Annotated in this window: 18 protein-coding genes and 1 pseudogene; 2 read left to right on the top strand and 17 right to left on the bottom strand. The window is 61.9% G+C overall.

What is annotated here, in order from left to right:
- Positions 1 to 74: 74 nt before the first annotated feature.
- From urtD to urtA, 4 genes are all read right to left on the bottom strand, one after another.
- Complete coding sequence (urtD, locus tag ACP7A2_RS14615; RefSeq protein ID WP_426134770.1) at positions 75 to 908, bottom strand: urea ABC transporter ATP-binding protein UrtD; 834 nt, start codon at positions 906 to 908, stop codon at positions 75 to 77.
- Positions 905 to 1,972, bottom strand: a complete 1,068-nt coding sequence (gene urtC, locus ACP7A2_RS14610) for an urea ABC transporter permease subunit UrtC (RefSeq protein ID WP_426134769.1) — start codon at positions 1,970 to 1,972, stop codon at positions 905 to 907. Before urtC ends, urtD begins: the two co-directional genes overlap by 4 nt.
- Positions 1,972 to 3,474, bottom strand: a complete 1,503-nt coding sequence (gene urtB / locus ACP7A2_RS14605; RefSeq protein ID WP_426134768.1) for an urea ABC transporter permease subunit UrtB — start codon at positions 3,472 to 3,474, stop codon at positions 1,972 to 1,974. Before urtB ends, urtC begins: the two co-directional genes overlap by 1 nt.
- 140 nt (positions 3,475 to 3,614) lie before the next feature.
- Positions 3,615 to 4,880 (bottom strand): urea ABC transporter substrate-binding protein, encoded by a 1,266-nt coding sequence (urtA, locus tag ACP7A2_RS14600; RefSeq protein ID WP_426134767.1) that lies wholly within the window; start codon positions 4,878 to 4,880, stop codon positions 3,615 to 3,617.
- Between the two features lie 263 nt (positions 4,881 to 5,143).
- On the opposite strand from urtA, the gene ACP7A2_RS14595 reads away from it, so the two are divergent.
- Positions 5,144 to 9,670, top strand: coding sequence for a hypothetical protein (locus ACP7A2_RS14595; protein ID WP_426134766.1), 4,527 nt, complete (start codon positions 5,144 to 5,146; stop codon positions 9,668 to 9,670).
- 10 nt (positions 9,671 to 9,680) lie between these two features.
- Here ACP7A2_RS14595 and ACP7A2_RS14590 read toward each other — a convergent pair whose 3' ends face one another.
- From ACP7A2_RS14590 to ACP7A2_RS14540, 11 genes and pseudogenes are all read right to left on the bottom strand, one after another.
- The gene (locus ACP7A2_RS14590; protein WP_426134765.1) at positions 9,681 to 10,691 is read right to left on the bottom strand and encodes a FecCD family ABC transporter permease; all 1,011 of its coding nucleotides are present in this window, start codon (positions 10,689 to 10,691) and stop codon (positions 9,681 to 9,683) included.
- Positions 10,688 to 11,635, bottom strand: coding sequence for an ABC transporter substrate-binding protein (locus ACP7A2_RS14585; protein ID WP_426134764.1), 948 nt, complete (start codon positions 11,633 to 11,635; stop codon positions 10,688 to 10,690). Before ACP7A2_RS14585 ends, ACP7A2_RS14590 begins: the two co-directional genes overlap by 4 nt.
- Entirely contained in the window at positions 11,632 to 12,420 is a 789-nt protein-coding gene (locus ACP7A2_RS14580) for an ABC transporter ATP-binding protein (RefSeq protein ID WP_348059981.1), read from the bottom strand. Before ACP7A2_RS14580 ends, ACP7A2_RS14585 begins: the two co-directional genes overlap by 4 nt.
- 128 nt (positions 12,421 to 12,548) lie before the next feature.
- Positions 12,549 to 14,657 carry a TonB-dependent receptor gene (locus tag ACP7A2_RS14575; RefSeq protein ID WP_426134763.1) on the bottom strand — a complete coding sequence of 703 codons (2,109 nt, stop codon included), beginning with the start codon at positions 14,655 to 14,657 and terminating at the stop codon, positions 12,549 to 12,551.
- A 149-nt stretch (positions 14,658 to 14,806) separates the two neighbouring features.
- On the bottom strand, positions 14,807 to 16,189 hold the full coding sequence (locus tag ACP7A2_RS14570; RefSeq protein ID WP_426134762.1) for a PepSY-associated TM helix domain-containing protein: 1,383 nt from the start codon (positions 16,187 to 16,189) through the stop codon (positions 14,807 to 14,809).
- Between the two features lie 117 nt (positions 16,190 to 16,306).
- Positions 16,307 to 18,340: a TonB-dependent copper receptor gene (locus ACP7A2_RS14565; RefSeq protein WP_426134761.1), complete on the bottom strand. Its 2,034-nt coding sequence runs from the start codon at positions 18,338 to 18,340 to the stop codon at positions 16,307 to 16,309.
- A 93-nt stretch (positions 18,341 to 18,433) separates the two neighbouring features.
- Positions 18,434 to 18,835 (bottom strand): DUF2946 domain-containing protein, encoded by a 402-nt coding sequence (locus ACP7A2_RS14560; protein ID WP_426134760.1) that lies wholly within the window; start codon positions 18,833 to 18,835, stop codon positions 18,434 to 18,436.
- 10 nt (positions 18,836 to 18,845) lie between these two features.
- Entirely contained in the window at positions 18,846 to 19,328 is a 483-nt protein-coding gene (locus tag ACP7A2_RS14555) for a copper chaperone PCu(A)C (RefSeq protein ID WP_426134759.1), read from the bottom strand.
- 46 nt (positions 19,329 to 19,374) lie between these two features.
- Positions 19,375 to 19,770: a DUF2946 domain-containing protein gene (locus tag ACP7A2_RS14550; protein ID WP_426134758.1), complete on the bottom strand. Its 396-nt coding sequence runs from the start codon at positions 19,768 to 19,770 to the stop codon at positions 19,375 to 19,377.
- Positions 19,771 to 19,867: 97 nt separating this feature from the next.
- Positions 19,868 to 20,155: an addiction module antidote protein gene (locus tag ACP7A2_RS14545; RefSeq protein WP_122730648.1), complete on the bottom strand. Its 288-nt coding sequence runs from the start codon at positions 20,153 to 20,155 to the stop codon at positions 19,868 to 19,870.
- Positions 20,152 to 20,460 (bottom strand): annotated as a pseudogene (locus ACP7A2_RS14540) (type II toxin-antitoxin system RelE/ParE family toxin). Before ACP7A2_RS14540 ends, ACP7A2_RS14545 begins: the two are co-directional and overlap by 4 nt.
- Positions 20,461 to 21,131: 671 nt before the next feature.
- Here ACP7A2_RS14540 and ACP7A2_RS14535 point away from each other — a divergent pair.
- Positions 21,132 to 21,368, top strand: a complete 237-nt coding sequence (locus ACP7A2_RS14535) for a DUF6124 family protein (protein WP_426134757.1) — start codon at positions 21,132 to 21,134, stop codon at positions 21,366 to 21,368.
- A 119-nt stretch (positions 21,369 to 21,487) separates the two neighbouring features.
- On the opposite strand, the gene ACP7A2_RS14530 is transcribed toward ACP7A2_RS14535, so the two are convergent.
- Both ACP7A2_RS14530 and cbiE read right to left on the bottom strand, forming a co-directional pair.
- On the bottom strand, positions 21,488 to 22,207 hold the full coding sequence (locus ACP7A2_RS14530) for a cobalt-precorrin-6A reductase (RefSeq protein ID WP_426134756.1): 720 nt from the start codon (positions 22,205 to 22,207) through the stop codon (positions 21,488 to 21,490).
- The gene (gene cbiE, locus ACP7A2_RS14525; RefSeq protein WP_426134755.1) at positions 22,204 to 23,409 is read right to left on the bottom strand and encodes a precorrin-6y C5,15-methyltransferase (decarboxylating) subunit CbiE; all 1,206 of its coding nucleotides are present in this window, start codon (positions 23,407 to 23,409) and stop codon (positions 22,204 to 22,206) included. Before cbiE ends, ACP7A2_RS14530 begins: the two co-directional genes overlap by 4 nt.
- Positions 23,410 to 23,428 lie beyond the last annotated feature (19 nt).

The following is a 23,428-nucleotide window of genomic DNA, read 5'->3' as shown; positions in this document are numbered from 1 at the left end:
CTGCGATGGCGGTGTATCTGATACACCGCCATCGCAGGCAAGCCAGCTCCCACATAAAGCAGTCCTTGGTAGCATTAACGACCGAGGTAGACCTCAATCACCCGTTCGTTTTCCTGCACCTGCTCCAGCGACCCTTCGGCCAGCACACTGCCCTGGTGCAACACGGTGACGTGGTCGGCAATCGCGCCGACAAAGCCCATGTCGTGTTCCACCACCATCAGCGAATGTTTGCCCGCCAGGCGTTTGAACAGTTCGGCGGTAAATTCGGTTTCGGCGTCGGTCATGCCCGCCACGGGTTCGTCCAGCAGCAACAGTTGCGGGTCTTGCATCAGCAACATGCCGATTTCCAGGAACTGCTTCTGGCCGTGTGACAGCAACCCGGCCGGGCGCTGTGCCGAGGCGGTGAGGCGGATGGTCTCAAGCACTTCTTCGATGCGGTCTTTCTGCTCGCCGCTCAGGCGCGCGCGCAAACTGGCCCATACGGACTTGTCGGTTTTCTGCGCCAGCTCCAGGTTTTCAAATACGCTCAGGGCTTCGAACACGGTGGGTTTTTGAAATTTACGGCCGATACCGGCCTGGGCGATCTGCACTTCGCTCATGCCGGTCAAGTCGAGGTTTTCGCCAAACCAGGCGGTGCCGTGGCTGGGGCGGGTCTTGCCGGTGATCACGTCCATCAGCGTGGTTTTGCCCGCGCCGTTGGGGCCGATAATGCAGCGCAATTCACCGACGCCGATGTAGAGGTTCAAGTTGTTGAGCGCCTTGAAACCGTCGAAGCTGACGCTGATATCTTCCAGGGTCAGGATGGTGCCGTGGCGGGTGTTAAGGCCGGGGCCGGCAGCCTGGCCAATGCCGATGGCGTCACGGCCGCTGCCTGCATCGAAAATAGGTTCAAGCATGACGTTCCTCATTTCTTCAACAGGCCGATAACGCCCTTGGGCAGGTACAGGGTCACGATGATGAACAACGCCCCAAGGAAGAACAGCCAGTATTCCGGGAACGCCACGGTGAACCAGCTCTTCATGCCGTTCACCACGCCAGCGCCCAGCAACGGGCCGATCAGCGTGCCACGCCCGCCCAACGCCACCCACACGGCGGCCTCAATCGAGTTGGTCGGCGACATTTCGCTGGGGTTGATGATGCCCACTTGCGGCACATACAACGCGCCCGCCAAGCCACACAGCACCGCGCTCAACACCCACACAAACAGCTTGAAACCGCGCGGGTCGTAGCCGCAGAACATCAGGCGGTTCTCGGCGTCGCGCAGGGCGGTCAACACCCGGCCGAACTTGCTCTGCGCCAGCCGCCAACCCGTGTACAAACTGGCAACCAGCAACAGCACCGTGGCGAAAAACAGCACCGCCCGCGTGCCCGGTTCAGTAATGCCAAAACCCAGGATGCTGCGAAAGTTGGTGAAGCCGTTATTGCCGCCAAAGCCGGTTTCGTTGCGAAAGAACAGCAGCATCCCGGCAAAAGTCAGGGCCTGGGTCATGATCGAGAAATACACGCCCTTGATCCGCGAACGGAAGGCAAAGAACCCGAACACCAGCGCCAGTAAGCCCGGCGCCAGCACCACCAGGCACATGGCCCACAGAAAGTGCTCGGTGCCGACCCAGTACCACGGCAATTCGGTCCACGACAGGAAGGTCATGAAGGCCGGCAATTCATCCCCGGACGCCTGGCGCATCAGGTACATGCCCATCGCATAACCGCCCAGGGCAAAGAACAAGCCGTGGCCCAGCGACAACATGCCTGCGTAACCCCATACCAGGTCCAGCGCGAGGGCGACGATGGCGTAGCACAGAATCTTGCCCATCAGCGTCAGGGTGTAGGCCGAGATATGAAAGGCGTTCTCCGCTGGCAACAACGACAGCAAGGGCAGCGCCAGCAGCACGACGAGGATCAGCGCGCCGACTGCAATCGTGACCTTGGGGCCGACTTTTTGCGTGGCCGTAAGCATCAATGGCTGGTTCATCAGTCGATCACCCGTCCTTTCAGTGCGAAGAGTCCCTGCGGGCGTTTCTGGATAAACAGAATAATCAGCGCGAGGATCAGGATCTTGCCGAGTACGGCGCCGATCTGCGGTTCAAGAATCTTGTTGGCGATGCCCAGCCCGAAGGCCGCCATGACGCTCCCAGCCAACTGGCCGACACCGCCGAGCACCACCACTAGGAAGGAGTCGATGATGTAGCTCTGGCCCAGGTCCGGGCCGACGTTGCCGATCTGGCTCAGCGCTACGCCACCAAGCCCGGCGATGCCGGAACCGAGGCCAAAGGCGAGCATGTCCACGCGCCCGGTTGGCACGCCACAGCAGGCGGCCATGTTGCGGTTTTGGGTAACGGCGCGCACGTTGAGGCCCAGGCGGGTTTTGTTCAGCAGCAGCCAGGTCAGCACCACCACGCACAGCGCGAAGCCGATGATCACGATGCGGTTGTACGGCAGCACCAGGTTGGGCAGCACTTGAATACCGCCGGACAGCCATTCGGGGTTGGACACTTCTACGTTCTGCGCACCGAACACCAGGCGCACCAACTGGATCAGCATCAGGCTGATGCCCCAGGTGGCGAGCAGGGTTTCCAGCGGGCGGCCATACAAGTGACGAATCACTGTGCGCTCCAGCGCCATGCCGATGGTTGCGGTCACAAAAAACGCCACCGGCAGCGCGATCAGCGGGTAGAACTCGATGGCCGCGGGCACGTAGCGCTGCATCAGCATTTGCACCACGTAGGTGGAGTAAGCGCCGAGCATCAGCATCTCGCCGTGGGCCATATTGATCACGCCGAGCAGGCCGAAGGTGATCGCCAAGCCGAGGGCCGCCAACAGCAGAATCGACCCCAGGGACATGCCGCTGAAGGCTTGCCCGAGGATCTCGCCGAACATCAATTTGCGTTTGACCTGGGCCAGGCTGGTTTCAGCGGCGGTGTGCACGGCGGCATCGGTTTCAACGCCGGGGGCGAGCAACGCTTCAAGGCGTGTGCGGGCCAGTGGGTCGCCGGTGCCGCCGAGCAAACGCACAGCGGCGAGGCGCACCACGGGGTCGGCGTCGACCAGTTGCAGGTTGGCCAGCGCCAGGCTGAGGGCGGTGTGTACGTCTTCGTCTGTCTCGGCGGCGACTTGTTGATCGAGAAATTTCAGCTGCGCAGGTTGTGCACTTTTTTGCAGGGTTTGCGCGGCCGCAAGGCGCACCTTGGGGTCGGCGGCGAGCAGTTGCTGGCTGGCTTGAACGTTATCGATCAGGCCGCGCAGGCGGTTGTTCAGGCGTACGGTTTTGGTTTCACCGTTGACCGTGAGCTGGCCTTGCTGCAGGGCGTCCACCAACTCGATGCGCGCCGGGTCAGGCGTGGCGGCCCAGTCCTGGAGGAGCTTGGCCTGTTGCATCGGGTTAGCGGCGAGGAAGTCTTCGGCGTCGCTGGCGTGTGCGGCCAATGGCAGCAACAGCAGGGCCGTCAGTATGAAGCGGTAAAGGGCAGTGGGCATATTCTTGGGCCTTGCTCAAACTAAGGTGGGAGCTGGCTTGCCTGCGATGACGGTGTATCAGATACACCGAGGCGTCTGCATCGCAGGCAAGCCAGCTCCCACAGGGATTGTGTCGGCCTCAAGTGCCGACACCCCTCTGGTCAGTTGCTCTTGACGGCGTAATCCGGCTTTTTGTCATTGCCAGGAATGTACGGGCTCCATGGCTGGGCGCGAATCGGCTCCTTGGTCTGCCACACCACCGAGAACTGCCCATCGGCCTGGATCTCGCCGATCATCACCGGCTTGTGCAAGTGGTGGTTGGTCTTGTCCATGGTCAGGGTGAAGCCCGACGGCGCGGCAAAGGTTTGCCCGGCCATGGCTTCGCGCACTTTGTCGACGTCGGTGGACTTGGCTTTCTCCACCGCCTGCGCCCACATATGGATGCCCACGTAGGTGGCTTCCATCGGGTCGTTGGTCACGGCTTTGTCCGCGCCCGGCAGGTTGTGCGCCTTGGCGTAGGCTTTCCAGTCGGCGACGAACTTCTGGTTCACCGGGTTCTCAACAGACTGGAAGTAGTTCCAGGCGGCAAGGTTGCCCACCAGTGGTTTGGTGTCGATGCCGCGCAGTTCTTCTTCACCCACGGAGAACGCCACCACCGGTACGTCGGTGGCCTTCAAGCCCTGGTTGGCCAGCTCTTTGTAGAACGGCACGTTGGAATCGCCGTTCACAGTGGAGATCACAGCGGTCTTGCCGCCCGCCGAGAATTTCTTGATGTTGGCCACGATTGTTTGGTAATCGGCGTGGCCGAATGGGGTGTAGACCTCTTCGATATCTTTGTCCGCTACGCCTTTGGAGTGCAGGAACGAACGCAGGATCTTGTTGGTGGTGCGCGGGTACACGTAGTCGGTGCCCAGCAGGAAGAAGCGCTTGGCGCTGCCGCCTTCTTCGCTCATCAAATATTCCACGGCGGGGATGGCTTGCTGATTCGGCGCCGCACCGGTGTAGAACACGTTCGGCGACATCTCTTCGCCTTCGTATTGCACCGGGTAGAACAGCAAGCCGTTGAGTTCTTCAAACACCGGCAACACGGATTTGCGCGACACCGAGGTCCAGCAGCCGAACACCACGGCGACCTTGTCCTGGGTCAGCAGCTGACGGCCTTTTTCGGCGAACAATGGCCAGTTCGATGCAGGGTCTACCACGACCGGCTCAAGCATCTTGCCGTTCACGCCGCCCTTGGCGTTGATCTCGTCGATGGTCATCAGCGCCATGTCCTTGAGGGACGTTTCGGAGATGGCCATGGTCCCGGACAACGAGTGCAGGATGCCGACCTTGATGGTTTCGGCGGCCTGGATAGTCCAGGTCATGCCCATGGCGGCAATGGATGCCGACAGTGTGAAAGCCTTGATCAAGCTGCGACGCTTCATGGTGCGATCTCCGAGAACCCAAGTGTTGTTATTGGACAGATACCAGGGCTTTTGCAAAGGCTGTGCCTGCTTTGGAATAGGCCGTAATCAAGGGCAATCGGGTGGCGCTCCTGGTTGGCGACGCACTGAATAAGCGCCGGATGGATAGGGTGGCAGCGGCAGGGCACTGTCTTGGTGCGAGGGCCTGACTAACTATGTAGCCCCCCCGGAATCAGCGGGTGTTCAGGATGGCGGAACATCCAATCTTGTTCCGAGGATTCATCATGGACGACCAACCCATGCGCGAAAAACGCGCAACCCTTCCCCGTGGCCACGCCAAGCTGGGCACCCTCAGCCCGGCGTTTTCCAGCGCCGATGAGGTGGCCCGCTACCTTCACGGGCGCGTGCGGAGCAATGTGCAGGTGGAATACGGCAGCGTCATCCTGAGACGTTTGGCCGACGGCCTTTTCGTCGGCAGTGAGCCGATTTCCGATCGCCCCACCGTGTTCAATTTCAATCTTTTGCTGGACGAGAATGCGGCCAATACCGCCTTCCTCGATCCGGAGGCGTATCAGATAGTCGCCAGTTGGCATACGCACCCAAGTAACACGGTATGGGTCACACGCCTTAATCCAAAATGGACCGCGCATCAGGTCACGGCCTACCAGGATTTTTACTCAACGGAGGACGTGATGTTTAATTATCAGAACCGCCGTGAGTTCAACACGGCTTACCTCACTGGCCCCGCCGGCACGCTGCTTAAATTTCAATTCGATGAGTCGCCCGCCGCAAATAACTATTACCGTTGGCTCTTGACCAACGGCAGCTTCGATTCACCTGACGCTCACGATGGAACTCTGGAGGGTTTCTACAAGAAGCTCGCCTCGGTAGGGCAACTGACGTTTTTAATCTCCAGCCCTTATTGGGGCGGCTCCGTGGGCCGGGTCCCCGCCCAATGGGAGCCCTACAAACCCTGGCCGGTGTTCGCGGGCACGGCGCGTGCGCTGGCGCATGCCTCGGTTCAGATTCAACGCAAACCCAACCTGCGGCAGCAAGCATTGATCCTGCTGTCCGATGCGCTGACGGAGTATGTGGCCCGAGATCCTGAACCTATCGAAGGGTTGGCGGGCGTATTGCCTGAGCTTCCCATCGGCTACCACCTGCACGGAATCTACCTTCATTCTCGGCCACTGCCTGCCCAGTACCCCGCGCTGGAAAACTGGCTGTATAAAAATTTCATCAGCCCGCTGGAGCTTGCGCAGCACATCGCGCGGTTTCGCCAATACAGCCAGGGGCCGCAATCCACCTTGGGGGCGTCGTTGTATATGCGCATGCGGGACGACGCCATCTTGCGCTATCGCTTCTCCGGCTCGGCGCTCGAATCCCAGCTGTTTGCCCAGGCCGCAGACGGCCAGGTAACCGACAATGGTTGGCAAGCCGCGCTAGCCAACGGTTCACTGCTGACCCGGGATTTCGTGCGCAAAGTGGCCGCCGCCGGTGAACTGAGCGTGGAGAAAACCAGTGCCCTGTGGGACCGCAGTGGCGTTGTCGATGCGCAGTGGGCTCCCTATTCGCGTTTCACCCTGCCTTCCTTGAGCACCGCCTTTTTGACCGCCGACGACGCCGCTCGTTATATCCACGGGACCATCAGCGGGCGGCGCGAGCAGGTACTCGGCGGGATGATTCTGCAACAACCCGACGGTCGCTTCGTGGTGACTCAACCGGTGGCCACGGGGCCACGGCCCTTTGCCTTCGATGGCCTCTACCCTGTGGATCGCCAGAACACGCCGATTATCCTCAATGCGGGTCATCGCCTGCATGCCCGCTACGGCACGCGGCCTGCGTTGTCGACGACCGACCCGGCCTACGTCGCCCGTTTCAAATGGACCCGCCAGGAAGCCGAATTGAGCGGCCAGATGTTCCACCCGGACGATGTGGCCGACCTGCTCGCTGCGGGCGTCACGGGGTATCTGTCGGGTTCTCAAGACAGCGTGATCGCGTGGGGGCCGTCCACCACCTCGGCGCAGTGGCGCCTGCAGTGGACGGGCGATGCCGCCAAGGGCGACAGCGCGATTGCCAAACGCCTGGCCGACGCGGCGATGAAACCCGCTGACGTGGTCAGGACGCTCGCCGAGTCCGGCACGCTGCGGGTGGTCATCGGCAACGCGCTGTGGGGCCCGGCTGACTTTGTTGAAATGGATTGGGGGCCGTGGGTGCGAGCCCTGCAATTCCAGCGCCCGGCGACGGTGAGCCACGGGCCGATTTTCGGCAACGCTGACGACGCTGCCCGTGATCTGTACCGACGCGACCCTCAGGACCACGCGCAACACTTTGCCAACCGCTACTTTGCGTTCATCCTCCGGCACCAAAGCCTCGAAGAATATGTGGCCAGCGAACTGATTCCCGTCACCGGCAAATCCCCGCTGCTGTCCCTCGCCAGCCTCTATGGGCCCACTCTGCCCGACGGCTTTGCTTGTCACAGCCTCTACTACGCCAACCAGTTTGTCGGGAATGGCGCGACAGCCTGGTTGAAGCGTGTGTTTATCGAACCCGAGGACTTGAGTGAGGGCATTGCCCAGGCGCGCATCCAGACGATCATGCCGCCACACGGCGCCCCGCTGTACATCGCCACGCCGGAAGGTGCCTTGTTGCGGTATCAGTCGCCCTCGACTCAAGCCATGTTCGAGGCGCAGAGTGAGGCGGATTCGTTTGAAACGGTACAAAACAAACTGAATGCAGGCACCCTGCAAACGCTTCAGTTTGTGCGGCGCGTAGCGTCCTCCGGCCATTTGCAGGTGGTCCAGACCAGCCATTGCTGGGACGTTGCCGGCGATGTGACGGGGCAGTGGAAGCCGTACGAAAACCTGCAACGGCGCCGCCTCAGCCCGGCGTTTCTGGCCATGGATGACGTTGCGCAGTACATCCGCCGTCGTGTCTCGCCGAGCCTGGATCAGCCCTATGGCGGCATTATCCTGCGTCGTAACGATGGCTGGTTTGTTGCCACTGAGCCGGTGCGGGTGCCGGATGAAGTATTCGATATGAAAAGCATCTTTCCCGATGAAATGGTCACCCGTGGGCTGTACCCGCAGCGCACGGAGGTGGTTGCCAGCTATCACTCAAGGCCGGCCACGCAATGGCCGTTTCTGCTCTCACCGGCCGAGTCGGCGGTGTACGGCAACATGTTTTCCACACGTGTGCTGGCCCAGGCGCTGTCCACTGCTCAGACGCCTCACTACCACTATTTGCTGGCGCCCGACGGCGCGTTGATTCGGTTGAAACCGCGACCGGAGTTGAAGTACCCGCCCATTCCGGCCTCAGCGTTCATTATGCGGCCGCGCAATCGCCGCGATTGGCTGAGCGGGCCACTTGAACGGCAGCTACGCAACGGTGAGTTGGCCCCCGAAGAATACGTGACCCGTGTGAGTAAAACGTTTGAACTGCAGGTGGTTGTCGGCAGCACCCTGTGGGGCGCACCAGGCCCAGTTGCCGGCTGGAGCCCATTTTTCAGCGAGGTCTTGCGCGGTCGGCGTTACCTTGAGGCAACTGTCGACCCTGCGTGCAGCCCGCTGCACACCCGCGCGGACGATGCCGCGCGCCATGCCCATGAACACGCCGGGCAAAGGCATGAGGCGCAGTTCGGCTATGTGCTCCAATCCACCGGCAACGGGCACTTCGTCGCCACGCTACCGGTTACCGATGGCGGTTCGGACCTCTCTCACCGGCGGGTTTTTGCCGATGCCGGCTACCCCTATCGTTATCAGATGGCGGGGCTGTACCTGTGCGGTTTGCAATGGGGTGACACTCAACCGGCCGGCCAAATAATCAGCCTGGACTCGATTTATCGGGGGTTGATCTCACCCACGCGGTTGATACAGGCGATGTACCAAGTGAGCGCCACCGCAAGCCGCGCAGCGTTCCCTCTGTACTTGTCGTGTGCCGATGGCGCTTTGTTGAAGTTCACCGTGCGCAATGATCGCTTCGTCGATTATCAGGACGACTTGAAATTGAAACTGCGCCTGCTCAGCCCGCGCGATTACATCCGTCGCATGGCGGCGGCCGGTGAGTTGCGCATCCTGGTGCCCAGCGATAACTGGCCGGGCGTTGGTGTGGTGGATGCGCAATGGCAGCCGGGCCGTTCGCGGGGCGTGCTGCCGGCTGATGAGCGGCGCTGGGAGCTGGGGCCGGTGCATGCCCACCGGGACGACGCCGCAGGCTTTGTTCACGATCGGGCGGGCGCTTACACCGGCCAACAGGCGATCAGTGCCTTGCTGGAAAAAACCGCGACCAGCGCTTACCTACCGGTGCTGGCAACCCCTGACGAGGGCTTTCCCTCCAGCGTCAGTGCGCATCTGTTTTCCACCGCTGCGGTGTGGCCGACAGGTTATCAAGTCAGCGCCGCCCACGTGGTGTTTCACGCTGGACGCGATCAGGTGCAAGTGGGCAGTGAGCGCCTGTTTGCCGAGTTTTTCGTCTCGTGGCGCGAGCTGGGGTTTTATCTGTATGAGTTGAAAAAACAGAGGCTTTCCATCTCGGGTTTTTACCTGTCCGCCCGGGACGGTGCGTTACTGAGCTATGCGCCGACGTTCGGCCAGGAAGAAGCCGAGTTGTTGACCGCCCCCGGCAGATGGACCGCCGAGGGCGGCTATACCCCGCTGGCGCCAGCGCCATCGCAGGTGCTGTCCGAACTGGCCCGGGTTGGCCAGTTGCGGGTGCTGCGCAAAGGGGCCTTCTGGACAGTGCGCACACTGGTCGGCGCAGACCTGAAATTGCCAACCCGTTCGACACAGCGGCCGGACAAGGATGAACTCTGAGTGATGCGGCTCAGCGCTTGCGCATCAGCCCGATAAAAAACAACCCGCCAATCGCCGCCGTGGCGACGCCAATCGGCAAGTCCTCGGGGGCGATCAGCGTGCGCGCAGCCACATCCACCCACACCAGGAACAGGCTGCCAAGCAATGCGCACACCGGCAGTAACCGACGATGCTCGGCGCCTACGAGGCGCCGGGCAATGTGCGGCACCATCAGCCCGACAAAGCCGATGGAGCCGCTGATGGACACCAGCACGCCGGTCATCAAGGAGGCCACCAGAAACACTTTCAGCCGCACGTTGCGTGCGTTCAGGCCGAGGGTCACGGCAGTCTGTTCGCCCGCCATCAACGCGTTCAAGGGCCGCGCCATGCCCACCAGCACCAACAACCCCAGCAGCACGGTGGCAGCGGGAATGGCCAGCAGTTCCCAGCGTGCCAGGCCCAGGCCGCCGAGCATCCAGAACATCACCGCCGACGCCGCGCGGTGGTCGCCCATAAACAGCAACAGGTTGGCCGCCGCCATCATCACAAACGACACTGCCACGCCGCACAGCAACAGGCGATCACTCTCCAGCCGTCCATTGCGACTGGCCACCGCCAGCACCACCAACATACTCACCAGCGCGCCGATGAACGCTGCGATGGGCAACGTCAGCAGGCCGATAATTTCACCCACATGCAGCACCACGATCACCGCGCCGAGGGTGGCGCCGGACGTTACGCCCAGCAGGTGCGGGTCTGCCAGCGGGTTGCGCGTGACCGCCTGCAACACCGCGCCAATCAGCGCCAACCCGGCGCCCACCAATGCACCGAGCAACATGCGCGGCACACGAATCAGCCAGACGATATGTTCCTGCCCGGCTGACCAGTTCACCTCACCCAAGCCGAAGGCCTTGTACAACACGATTCGCCACACCACTTCCACCGGCACCCGCGCAGGGCCGAAGCCCAGCGAGATCACGCAAGAGACCAGCAGCACCGCGCCGAGGGCGGCCAGCAACAAGGCGTAGCGACGGGTGATCATTCGCCGTGAAACCCCTTGGCCAGGGTTTCAACCGCCAGCACGTTATCGATGCCCGGCGTGGCCTGCACATACGGGATCACGATAAAGCGCTGATTACGGATGGCGTCGACGGCTTGCAACGCGGGATTGTTGAGCAGGAATTGCTCCTTCTGTTCGGCGGTGATTTCGCTGTAGTCGACGATCACGATCACCTGCGGGTTGCGCTCCACCACGGTTTCCCAGTTGACGCGGGTCCAGCTGGCGTCGACGTCATCGAGAATGTTGCGCCCGCCGGCCGAGTTGATCAGCGCTTCGGGCATGCCCAGGCGGCCGGAGGTCATGGCGCGGTCTTCACCGCTGTCATACAGGAACACGCGCGGCTTGTCGGCGGGCAGGTTTTTTTGCACCTCGGCGACCTGCGCCTGCATCTGCGCGATCAGCGCGTTGGCGCGGTCTTGCACGTCGAAGATCTTGCCGAGGTTGCGCAGGTCGTTATAGGTGTCGTCCAGGGTCGCCGCCGGGCGTTTCATCACAAAGGCGCACGACTCGGTCAGCTCATACACATTGATGCCCAGCGGTTGCAGGGTTTGTGGCGTGAGGTCGCCGCCCACGCGCATGCCGTAATCCCAGCCGGCGAAGAAGAAATCCACCTCTGCATTGAGCAGGGTTTCCACCGACGGGTACTTGCTCGCCAGCTCCGGCAGGCCGTCGAGTATTGCGGTCATTTGCGGCGTGACTGACTTCCAGCCAGTCACGCCGCTGTAGCCGGCCATGTGCGACTTGAGGCCCAGGGCGAGCATCATTTGGGTCATGTTGATGTCGTGGCTGACCGCGTGTTTTGGCGCTTCCTGAAAGGTCACTTCGCGGTTGCAGCTTTTGATGGTGACCGGGTAATGGGTGGCCTCGGCGAATGCGTGGGAGGTACAGAGCAGCAAGGCAACAGCGAGAAAGGCGCGCGGGATCATGGTTGGGTTATCCAGGTGATTCGGGGGTAGCCGGACAGGGGATGAGTGTCGATCAGTGCTTCGACGCCAAATACATCGCGCAGCAGTTCGACGGTCAGTACTTCATGGGGCGTGCCGCTGGCGATGATGCGCCCATGGTCGATCACGTACAGGCGGTCGCAGAACGCGGCCGCCAGGTTCAAGTCGTGGATGCTCGCCAGGGTGCCGATGTTCAGGCGCTTGACCAGCCGCAGCAGTTCAAGCTGGTAACGCGGGTCGAGGTGGTTGGTCGGCTCGTCGAGCACCAGCAACTCGGGTTGCTGGGCCAGGGCACGGGCGAGGATCACGCGTTGTTTTTCACCGCCGGAAAGGGTGGCGAAGGCGTGGTCTTCGAAGCCCTGCATGCCGACCGATTGCAGCGCTTGCCTGATCAATTGCCGGTCGTGGGGTGTGTCACTGTCGAACAGCCCTTTGTGCGGCGTGCGGCCCATGGCGACCACTTCATCCACGCGCAAGCCGAAGGCGTCGGGGAATTCCTGCAGGACCACGGCGATGCGTTGCGCGCACCATTTCGAGCTTTGCTTCCACACGTTCTGGTGGGCGAGCGACACGTCGCCCTGATCGGGTTTGGTAAACCGATAGGCGCAGCGCAGCAGGCTGGTTTTGCCGCTGCCATTAGGCCCGATCAGCCCCACAAACTCACCCGCACCGACCTGCAGGCTGGCATCACACAGGTGGAACTGGTGAAGGCAGTGGCCGTGATCCTGAGGTGTCCAGGTGAGGCGGGTGAGGGTGAGTGAAGTCATCGTGCCTCTCGAATTAAACACAGATCAAACTGTGGGAGCTGGCTTGCCTGCGATAGCGGTCGTTCCAGTGAAGGTGTATTGCCTGATTTACCGCTATCGCAGGCAAGCCAGCTCCCACAGGGTATCGGTTAAAAGGTGTAGTCCGCCGTGACGAAGAACGAGCGCGGTTCGCCGAGGATCCACTGTTGACCGTCGTTGTACTGGCTCACGGCGTAGGTGCGGTCGAACAGGTTATTCAAGTGCAGACCCAGTGTGGTGTTGCGCATCGCCTTCCATGACACGCTGGCGTCGACCACGGTGTAGCTCGGTACTTCGCGGGTGTTGGCCATGTCGGCATAGCGTGCGTCAACGTAGCGCCCGCCAGCACCGGCGCGGATGTCGTCCGTCACTGCCTTGCTCAGCCACAGGTTGGCGGTGCGGCGCGGCACGTCCACCGGGCGGTTGCCGTCGCGCGACACTTGCACACCGCCGACGTCCTGTTTGAAGTCGTCGTACTGTGCCCGCACGATCGCCGCGTTGGCTTGCAGTTGCCAGGCGTGTGGCAATTGCAGGTCCAGGCTGGCTTCCAGGCCGTTGGAGGATTGCTGGCCGACTTGCTGCTTGAGGTCGGGGTTGCCCGGCACATCGGTCAGCAGTTTCTTTTTCACAATGTGATAAGCCGCCAGGGTCCATTCGCCCCGCTGGTGCCAGAAGGATTGTTTGAGGCCTATTTCGGTTTGCCTGGCGCTGGACAGGTCGAATTGCTGCTGGCTCGGGCTCAGGGAAATCAAACCGCCGACGCCGTCGGTGCTGGTCGCGTACTGGCCGTAAACCGTGGTGTCCGGCGTGATCGCATACACCAGCCCAGCCTTCCAGTTATTGCCGGTGAGGGTTTTGTCGGTCTGGCTGCCGTCGCGCAAATCATCACGCTCGACGTGGTCGTAGTCGCGGCGGATGCCGGTAACCAGCGCCAGCTTTTCGGTGAGTTGTAGGCGGTTTTCGGCGAAGCCGGCGATGGTTTTGGTGGTAGTGGCGAACAACGGCTTGAACGGGTCCTGGCTGGTAAACGGCGCCGGTGCCGGGTAGTTGATGTCGATGGGTTGGCCATTGCTCAACACGTCGTCAAAGGGCGAGTTGCTCGCCAGGCGAAAGCGAATCCGGTTGTATTCCACGCCAGCCACGGTCTGGCTATCGAGGCCGAACAGCGTGTGCTTGAAGGTGAAGGTCTGGCGATCACCGACCTGCTCCTGGTTGTGCTTGATGCTGAAGTTGCCGCTGCGGGTTAACTGCCCGTCGGTGAAATTATAGTTTTCGGCGTTCTGCCAGCGACGCTGGTTCTTGAGGTAGAACAGCTCGTTGGTGGCGCTGATGTTCTCGTTGATCTGCCACTCGCTGGTCAGGCGCGTCCACTGGTCGTTGTAATGCTGGGTGTTGTTGCTGACGTTGTAATTCTTGTCGCGCAGGCTGTTGTACAAGTGGCCATTGAGCAGCGGCGTACCGAAGTCATTCTGCGGGCGCTGGTCGCCGTAGTCGCTGGCCAGGGTAACGCTCAGGTTGTCTGTTGCCTGCCAGCGCAGGGCGCCGCTGACGAAGTCACTGGCTGAGTCGCCGCGGTCGATGAAGCCGTTGCTACGCAGGCGGTTGAGGTTTAAACGGTAGCTCAGGGTATCGGTCAGCGAGCCGCCGCTGTCGAGGGCTTCCTGCTGACGATCATAGGAGCCATAGCCCAGGCGGATGTGGTTTTCGATTTCGCCGCTAAACGGCTTTTTCGGCACGGTGTTGATCACCGCTCCAGTAGCGCCTTCGCCGTACAGCACCGACGCCGGGCCGCGCAGCACGTCCACGCGCTCCACTGCCCAGGTGTCTACCGGGAAGGTCGATGTGCCCATGCCCATGTACATGCGGTTGCCGTCGTAGAGCTGCATCACCGACGCCTGCCCGGTAAAGCCGCGCGCCTGCAACGAGGTACCGCCGTCGCCCGGCGTGCCGGTGCGGGTGATGCCGGTGGCACGGGAAATGGCGTCCTGCACGCTGGCATCGCCGCGTTCGCGGATTTTCTCGCCGGTCTGGCTTTCGACACTGCCGGGTGTCTGCCGCGCCGTGAGGTTCAGGCGTGAGCCGGCGGTCGTCGGCGTGTCCAGGTCGATGCGTTCTTCATCGACGGCAGGTGCGGTGACGGGGCTGGCGGGCAGGGTCAGGGCCTGGGCGCTGGTGTGCAAAGCGAGCAGGCACAGGCCGGACGCGAAGTACTTGTTCATCGGTCGATCAGTCTTCTTGGAGGGTTGCTCACCGCAGGGCGCGGCGAGCAACGATAACGCAGAAAGTGTTATAAGTTAACACTTATTGGCTGCGGGACAACAGTCGCGCAAGGCTACAGAAGGCCTCTGCCGTGGGCATCTCGCCTGCCTCATGCGGAACCTGAGGCAGATTCATGTCTGCCAAACAGGCGCGACAGCACCAGGCGATCCAGCGCCCAGACGACGATCAACGAGGCGCCCACCAACGGGAAAATGATCGCCAGGCCGAGCATGATCACCATCGCGGTTTTCCACTTCGGCAGGTCATGGCGCAGCGGCGGAACACCCAGCCCGCCAACCGGCCGACGCTTCCACCAGATCACCACGCCGCTCACCGCGCTGAGCAGGATCATCAGGCAAATAACCAGCACGATCAGTTGATTGATCCAGCCGAACATCTTGCCTTCGTGCAGCATCACACCGGTCTCGGTGGCACGTGCGACGGTGTTGTACTGCGCCCAGCGCACATCGGCGAGGACCTTGCCGGTGTATTGATCCACATGCAGGGTGGCGTCATTGCGCGGGTCGTTGGCGAACACCGCCACGGTGAATACGCCTTCAGCGGTGGTCGGGAGCGTGATGCTGTAACCCGGCTCGACGTTGCGCGCCTTTGCCAGGTCCACCACCTGTTGCAGGCTCACGGTGGGCGCGGCGGGGCCTGCATGCGCGGCGCCGTGGTTCATGTGTTCGGCGTGCTCGCCCGACATCGGCATCGGCGTGTTTTCCATGGCCCAGGGCACGGTTTGTTGGCTGGCGGTGTTGAGGGTGCGTGCCTGCTGGTCGGACTGCGGCACGTTGTTCCACATCGCCGCCGGGAACGTATTCCACAGGTCAGCGTATTGCTTGCCCCAGAAGCCGGTCCAGGTCATGCCGCTGAGCAGCATCACCAGCAAAAAAGCCGCGCCCCAGAAGCCGGCGACCGCGTGCATATCGCGCCAGAACACCCGGCCACGGGTGTTGAAACGAGGCCACAACACGCCCGCCGACGACTTGCCGCGCGGCCACCACAGGTACACGCCGGACACCACCAGCATCACGCCCCAACCGGCGGCGAGTTCCACCAGGCGATCGCCCACGGTGCCGATCATCAGCTCACCGTGCAGCGCGCGGGCGATGGCTTGCAGGTTGTATTTCGCGTCCTGCTCGCCGAGTACGGTGCCGCGATACGGGTCGACAAATACCGTGACCTCGCGGCCGCCGTTGTGCATCACAAATTGCGCGCTGCTGGTGGCGTCTGCAGGCGGCAGGTATTTGCTGATCGTGCCTTGTGGGTAGGCGGCTTTGGCCCGTTGCAGTTGCTCGTCGGCGCTCAGGGCGTGTTCGGCGACGGGCACGGTGAGCAGGTCGCCGTACATCAGCGGGTCGAGCTGGGGTTTGAACAGGTAGATGATGCCGGTCAGGGCCAGCAGCACCATGAAGGGGGCGACGAAGAGGCCGGCGTAGAAGTGCCAGCGCCAGGCGAGGTTGTAGAAGGAAACTTTTTGAGTGGTCATCAGGGTGCTCCGCAAAGGCTTAAGATTTTTTTGTCAGTCAGGCCGTCATCGCGGGCAAGCCCGCTCCCACAGGGGAATGCATTTCAAGTGTGGGAGCTGGCTTGCCTGCGATGCTCTTTAGAAGCTCATGTCCACCTTGGTCCAGAGGGTCCGCCCCGGTTCCTTGATGGCTTGCGGGTCATTGGCCGGGTAGCCGAACCCGGCGTTGCCGGCCAGGTTCAAGTGCTCGGCGTAGGCCTTGCCGAACAGGTTGTCGACGCCGGTGCTGACCTTGAAATTTTTGTTGATGCGGTACGCCGCGTTCAGCGAGAACACGCCAAAGCCGCTGCTCTTGTCGAAGTCCTTGCCGACCACATTGCCCTTGTTCCGGTCGATGCGGTTTTGCGCCGCGACCACGCGCCACAAGGCACCGGCGCTCCAATCGTCTTCGCTGTAGGTGAGGCCAAGCCGCGCATCCAGCGGCGGCATTTGTGGCAGCGCCTTGCCGTCGCTGGTGTTTTTGCCCCAGGCGTAGGCGAGGGTGGCGTCGGCTTTCCAGTGACGGGTCAGCTTGTACGCAGCACCCAATTCGCCGCCCATGATGCGGGCGTCAACGTTGCTGGCTTGGGAGGTCGGCCCCATCATTCCAGGCGTGTAGTTGAACAGGATGAAATCCTGCACCCGGCCGATGTAACCCGAGGCCCAGGCGTCGAGGTCGGCGGTTTTGTATTGCGCGCCGAAGTCGAGCTGGGTGGTTTTTTCCGGTTTGACGCCATCGAAGGCATTCACCGAACCGACTGCGCCCGTGTCCGGGGAGAACAGCTCCCAGTAATCCGGGAAGCGTTCCGAGTGGCCCAGCCCTGCATAGACGGTGGTCGGGCTGTCGGCCAGGTCGTGCTCAAAACGCACGAAGCCCGAGGGCAGTGTGTCGGTGCGGGTAGCGTCGGCGGTTGCGCTGGCCTGGCGAAAATCCTTGGCCGAGGCGCGGTCCAGGCGCGCACCGGTGATCAGCCGGTCGCGGTCGGCGGCGTACCAGGTCAGCTCGCCGAACACGCCGTAATTGTGGAAGTTAGCGTCCTTGACCCGTGGCAAGCTCTTGTAGGTGTCGACGCCCATGCTGCTGCGTTCGCGGTGTTCATTGGTCTGCGCGTCCAGGCCGCTGATCAACTGCACATCAGCCCAACGCCAGGTTGCCTTGATGCGCGCGCCGAGGGTTCGGCGGTCGACATTGGCGGCCATCGGCCCGGCCATCATCCCGGTGCCGGACGGCGTACGCAGGCTGTAGTTGTCCATCACGTGGTCGGCGTAGTTGTAGTAGACCTGGGCCTCGACCTTGTCCAGCACCTCGCCGATATTGGATTTCTCGAAACGCAGCCCCAGGCTTTCGCGCAGGAACTGCGAGCCGTCCATGCCACGCCCGGCGTAACGCGCCTCGCCATCGCCGCGGCCTGCGGTGAGTTCCAGCAGGGTATCGGCGTCGGGGGTGAAACCGACAGCCACGTCGCCGTTCCACTTGTCGTAGCGCGAGGCGACGGTGCTGTTATTCCCGTCTTTGTAGTCGTCGGCGTGCGCCTGGTTGCCGATCACTCGCACATAGCCCAGTGGCCCGCCCGCTGCGGCGTCGACAACCTTGTCAAAGCGCCCGTTGGAGCCGGCCAGCACACTGGCATTGACCCGCGTGCCCAGCTCGCCGAACTGCTCCGGCTCGCGTTCGAACAACACGGTCCCGGCCGAGGCGCCCGGGCCCCAGAGTACGGTTTGGGGGCCTTTGATCACGGTGAGTTTGTCGTAGGTTTCTGGCGAGATGTACGAGGTGGGCGCGTCCATGCGGCCCGGGCAGGCGCCAAGCATCATGCTGCCGTTGGTGAGGATATTCAGGCGCGAGCCGAACATGCCGCGCAGCACCGGGTCGCCGTTGGTGCCGCCGTTACGTACCAGGGCGAAACCGGGGATGGTCTTGAGGTAGTCGCCGCCGTCGCTGGCGGGCACCGGTTGGCGCGGGTCTTTCGGATTGGTGATCACGGTCAGTGGCGAGCTGGGCGCGATCGCGGTGATCACTGTGGGGGTCAGTTCATGTTCGTCGGCGTGGGCTTGCGCAACCAACAAAGCGCCGCACAGAACGGCGAACACGGGGGTGCTTCCCAAACGGGTGTCAGCAGAAAACCTGGACATGACAAATTCCATCAATCAATCGTAAACAACACGGCCAGCAGCCTGCGGCTGCCTGTCTAACGTCGGCCGGGGTGAAGTAACGCTGTGAAGTGCTTACGCGTTGACGGGCGGTGCGCGGCTGCGGGCGCCAGGGAAGATGCTCTGCCGGGCGTGGCCCAGGCGAGTGGCGGGGGTGAGGGCGTTGGCCGGTGGCGGGTTGCCGAGGGTGAAGGTTGAACTGCCGCCGGGCAGGGCCGGGCAGCTATAGAGCAAGTCGCAATAGCCGCACTTGGACCAGAGGGCGTGGTGTTCGTCAGGGGCTTTTGGGTGATGGGAGTCACCGTGGTCCATCGGCATGTCCATGGACATGCTCATCGACATACCGGCGTGATGGTCCATCGGCATCGCTTGGGAAATCAGCGGACCGATAAAGATCATCAGCATGGCGAACAGGCTGATCCAGCTGCCGCGTCTTACGCGGGCGTGTGGAGAAAACCTGGCGCGAGGGGCGCCCATCGAGGTTGGCCTACCTGGCGTGCTTATGCTCGTGAGTGGCCACTGGCGGCACTTTCTGCACCGAGACTTCGATGTCTACCTTGCCGGCTTTTTCAAAGGTCAGTGTCAGCGGAAATTGCTTGCCGTCAGCCAACAGGCTGCGGTCTTTGAGGCCCAGCAGCATTACGTGATAGGCCATCGGCGCGAACGTCAGCTCACCCTTGGCCGGCACGGCGACGCTGGTGACGCGCTGCATTTTCATCAAGTCGCCCTGCATCACATGCTCATGCATCTCGGCCTTGTCCGCCACCGGCGTTTCCACGCTGAGCAAGCGGTCCGGGGCTTCACCGGTGTTATGAATCACAAAATACGCCGCAACCGTCGGCGCATTGGGCGGCAACGCCTGGGACCACGGGTCGCTGACCAGCAGGTCGCCCGCCTTGTAGTCATCGGCATTGGCAGCACTGAACACCGGCAGCAGCAACGCAGCCAGAAGCAGGGAAGATTTGAGCATGGCAGTTCTCCAGAACAGTTCTAAACGCAGTTCACTTGCGAACACATCAAACCGTTGGAGAGGCACGGGGGTTGAGGCTCGGCCATTGCTGGCGCGGGGTAGGGGCTTGCAACGCCGGCGGCGACAGGCCTGGCACCGCATCAAAACGGGTGACATACAGCTGCGGCACATGCCCCGGCAACGCCACCACCGGCGCCGAGCCCGAGCAGCACCAGCAATGCTGCATGCTGGAGTGATCGTCCTGCTGCGGCGACGGAATTTCCAGCGCGCCCAGGGCAATGGTCTTCAGGCTGGCGCCGTTGGATGAACAGAAGCTGCCCCACAACAGGTTTTTAGCCGGGTCATCCGACTGCTGCATCGCACTGGTCATCGGCATGGCAAAGGCGTTGAGCAGCACTGCAAGGCAGGCGATCCAGGCGATTGCAAAGCGTTGACGGGCCATGGCGGACAATCCGTAGGGTTAAACGATCAGGTGGGTATTTAGCCTGATCGAGGGGGATAAGTAAAAAGGGGCGGTGTGGTTTGGTGTCGCAGTGCTATCAAATTGCGGTGGCGTGGAGCTTGAGGCCTAAAGCTTTCATGACCTTCATGATAGTTGCGAATTCGGGATTGCCAGTGGCGGAGAGGGCTTTGTATAAACTTTCGCGTCCAAGGCCTGCGTCGCGGGCGATTTGGGTCATGCCTTGGGCGCGTGCGATGTTGTTCAGGGCTGAGCGAATCAGCAAGCCGTCGCCGGAGTCCTCCTCGAAGGAGGCTTCAAGGTACTCGGCCATGTCCTCAGGGGTCTTGAGGTAGTCCGCGACATCGAAATCTGTAAATTCAGTCATGGGGTACTCCTTTTTTCAAAGTCTTCTGCGATTTTTTTTGCGTGCTGGATGTCACGCTTCTGGGTTGATTTGTCGCCGCCTATCAACAGCAGGTAAACCACATCGCCCTTGCGCGTGAAGTAAATACGGTATCCAGGACCATAATGGATGCGCATTTCTGATACGCCGTTTCCGACTGACTCACAGTCTCCAAAATTTCCCTATGTTGCGTTATCTATCCGTGTAGTCACACGTGCGCGGGCAGCGTTGCTGCGTAATGAAACGAGCCATTCCTGAAATTCCTTTGATTTTTTGAAATGAATCATCGCTGATCGTATTCCTTGGGATACGGGCTGGCAAGATGCGACGCGCTGCATGAGCAGTGCGAAACCGTGAGCGGGAAGGTTAGGGCGGGGGCTTTTGGTTGAACCAGCCAGCTGGTTCGGAAGTGTTTGTAGGTGGTTTCGGCTTTTAGGGAAGAAGCGACAGAGGCAATTGCTTTGCTGGCAGACCGTATGCAGGTAGGCCGCACTGCGACCTGCTGGCGCAGTTTCTACTGTGGGAGCGGGCTTGCTCGCGAAAGCGGTGTGTCAGCCAATACATTCGGTGACTGATACACCGCCTTCGCGAGCAAGCCCGCTCCCACATTTTTGTCTGTGTTTGGCGTGAGGCTGTTGGTTGCTGGTGCAATGTCTGCAAGCAGCAAACAGAAATTTCCGACAAGTCTTTAAGGTTGTCCCTAGGACACTCAATCTCTAGTCTCCGGGCACCGCTGCACATTCAGCGGTCGGGCGTCGCGGCCCGGACAGATCAAGCATTGCCTCCTTTCAGTTGACGCTTTTTTATCGTCTACTGTGCGGCGCTATGGTGGCTGTGCGCGGGATACCTTCGGGTATGCCGGCTTCCTTGATCTCCGGTCCGCGAACCTGCGCACAGCTGCCACCCAATCGCATCGCGGCGATCCGTGGCAGCTCCACTTAGATTGAGAAGCTTCACAATGATCAAACCCACCCCAAATCCCCCCATTCGCCTATTCACCGTGGCCGATGGCATCAGCACTGAAGACCTGTTGGTCAACCTCAGCGAAACCCTCGCGTCGGCGAATGCGCTGAGCTGCGACCTGGCATTTGACCTGGATGGCTCGAAGCGAGAGGCGTTGCTGGGCGTCGTGCAGTTGATTGAGCTGGCGAAGTTGCTGGCTGATCGTGTGCAAGCGACCACCGCCAGCAGCTAAAAACGCAGGTCACATGTGGGAGCGGGCTTGCCCGCGATAGCGGTGGGTCAGTTAACACCTGTGGCGACTGACACTCTGCTATCGCGGGCAAGCCCGCTCCCACATTGGAAATGTGCTGTTTAGAGAGTGGTAATGGCCTGCAGCACCGCTGCCACGCTGGTGAACTCTCGATCTACAGCCGCCAGCACTGGCCGCTTCAACACCAGCACCGGCACCCCGCGCTCCCTGGCCACTTCCAGCTTCGGCTCGGTCGCCGTGCTGCCGCTGTTCTTGCTGATCAGCACATCAATCCGTCGCCGCTCAAACAACGCGCGTTCATCCTCGATCAGAAACGGCCCGCGTGCGCCGATCACTTCACAGCGCTCATTTCCCGGATACACCTCCAGCGCGCGCAGCGTCCAGAACTGCTCCGGCGGGATTTCATCCAGGTGCTGCAACGGCTCGCGGCCCAGCGTGAGCAGCGGGCGCTTGAAGGGCTTCAACGCTTCAATCAACTCAGCCCAATCACGGACCTCGCGCCAGTCATCCCCAACCTGCGGCTGCCACGCCGGGCGACGCAAGGCCCAGCACGGAACCTCGCACAGGCGCGCCGCCTGGGCGGCATTCCCGCTGATCTGCGCCGCATACGGATGGGTCGCGTCGAGGATCAGGCTGATGTTTTCCTCGCGAACAAAGTGCGCCAAGCCTTCAGCCCCACCGTAACCGCCAACACGCACCTGGCAGGTCAGGTCAGTCGGCACGCGACCCACACCGGCCAGGCTGTACACATGCTCCGGGCCCAGCGTGCGAGCAATGGTCAGCGCTTCCGTCACGCCGCCCAACAACAAGATGCGCTTCATAGCGGCTTGACCACGTCCAGCAAGGTGATCGGCAGCGCCTGGCGCCACGTATCGAATTCGCCCAGCGGCTGAGCCTGCGCGACGTGGATGCGCGTCAGCTCGCCGCCGTGCTGCGCGCGCCAGTTCATCAGGGTCATTTCACTTTGCAGGGTCACGGCGTTGGCCACCAAGCGACCACCGGGTCGCAGGTGTTGCCAGCAGGTGTCGAGCACGCCGTCACGCGTAACGCCGCCGCCGATAAAGACCGCATCGGGTGCTTCCAGCCCGTGCAGCACGTCCGGCGCCTTCCCGCGAATCAGCTGCAAGCCAGGTACGCCAAGAGCATCGCGGTTATGTTCGATCAATCCTTGGCGGCCTTCATCCGCTTCGATCGCGAGGGCACGGCAACTCGGGTGGGTACGCATCCACTCAATCCCGATAGAGCCGCTGCCCGCGCCCACGTCCCACAGCAATTCACCCGGCATCGGGGCGAGGCGTGCGAGGGTCATGGCGCGCACATCGCGTTTGGTCAGTTGGCCGTCGTGCTGGAATGCCGAGTCGGGTAAACCCGCCAGGCGTGACAGGCGCGGTGCAGTGGCGTCCGCCACGCAGTCGATGGCGACCAGGTTCAAATCGGCAACCGAGGCGTGTGCCCACGCGTGCGCCAGCCCGTCGATGCGCTGCTCATGCGCGCCGCCCACGTGTTCAAACACGCTTAACCGGCTTTGCCCAAACCCGGACTCAGCCAATAACGCGGCCATCAACCCAGGGCTGCGGCCATCATTGCTCAATACCACCAACCGCACGCCACTGGCCAGATGCGCGTTCAGCGCCGCCAACGGCCGAGCCACCACAGACAACGTCACCACGTCCTGCAACGGCCAGCCCAACCGCGCCGCTGCCAGGGACACCGATGAAGGCGCCGGCAAAATCAACAGTTCTTCAGCCGCCACCTGTCGCGACAAACTGGCGCCCACGCCATAAAACATCGGATCGCCGCTGGCCAGCACACAGACAGGCTCACCCCGCCGCGCCAGCACCGGCTCCAGCGAAAACGGGCTTGGCCACAGCTGACGCTCGCCCCGAATACACACCGGCAGCAGGTCCAACTGACGCTGGCCCCCTATAATCCGCGAGGCGCGCAACAGGGCGTGCCGGGCGTTTTTGCCCAGGCCCTTGAAGCCGTCTTCACCGATGCCTACTACCGTCAGCCAGGGCGACATATGAATTCCTTGAACGACA

The organism is Pseudomonas sp. PWP3-1b2, from assembly GCF_049896045.1.
In the GTDB taxonomy this organism is placed as follows: Bacteria; Pseudomonadota; Gammaproteobacteria; order Pseudomonadales; family Pseudomonadaceae; genus Aquipseudomonas; species Aquipseudomonas antarctica_B.
This window is presented reverse-complemented; position numbering and strand designations above follow the sequence as displayed.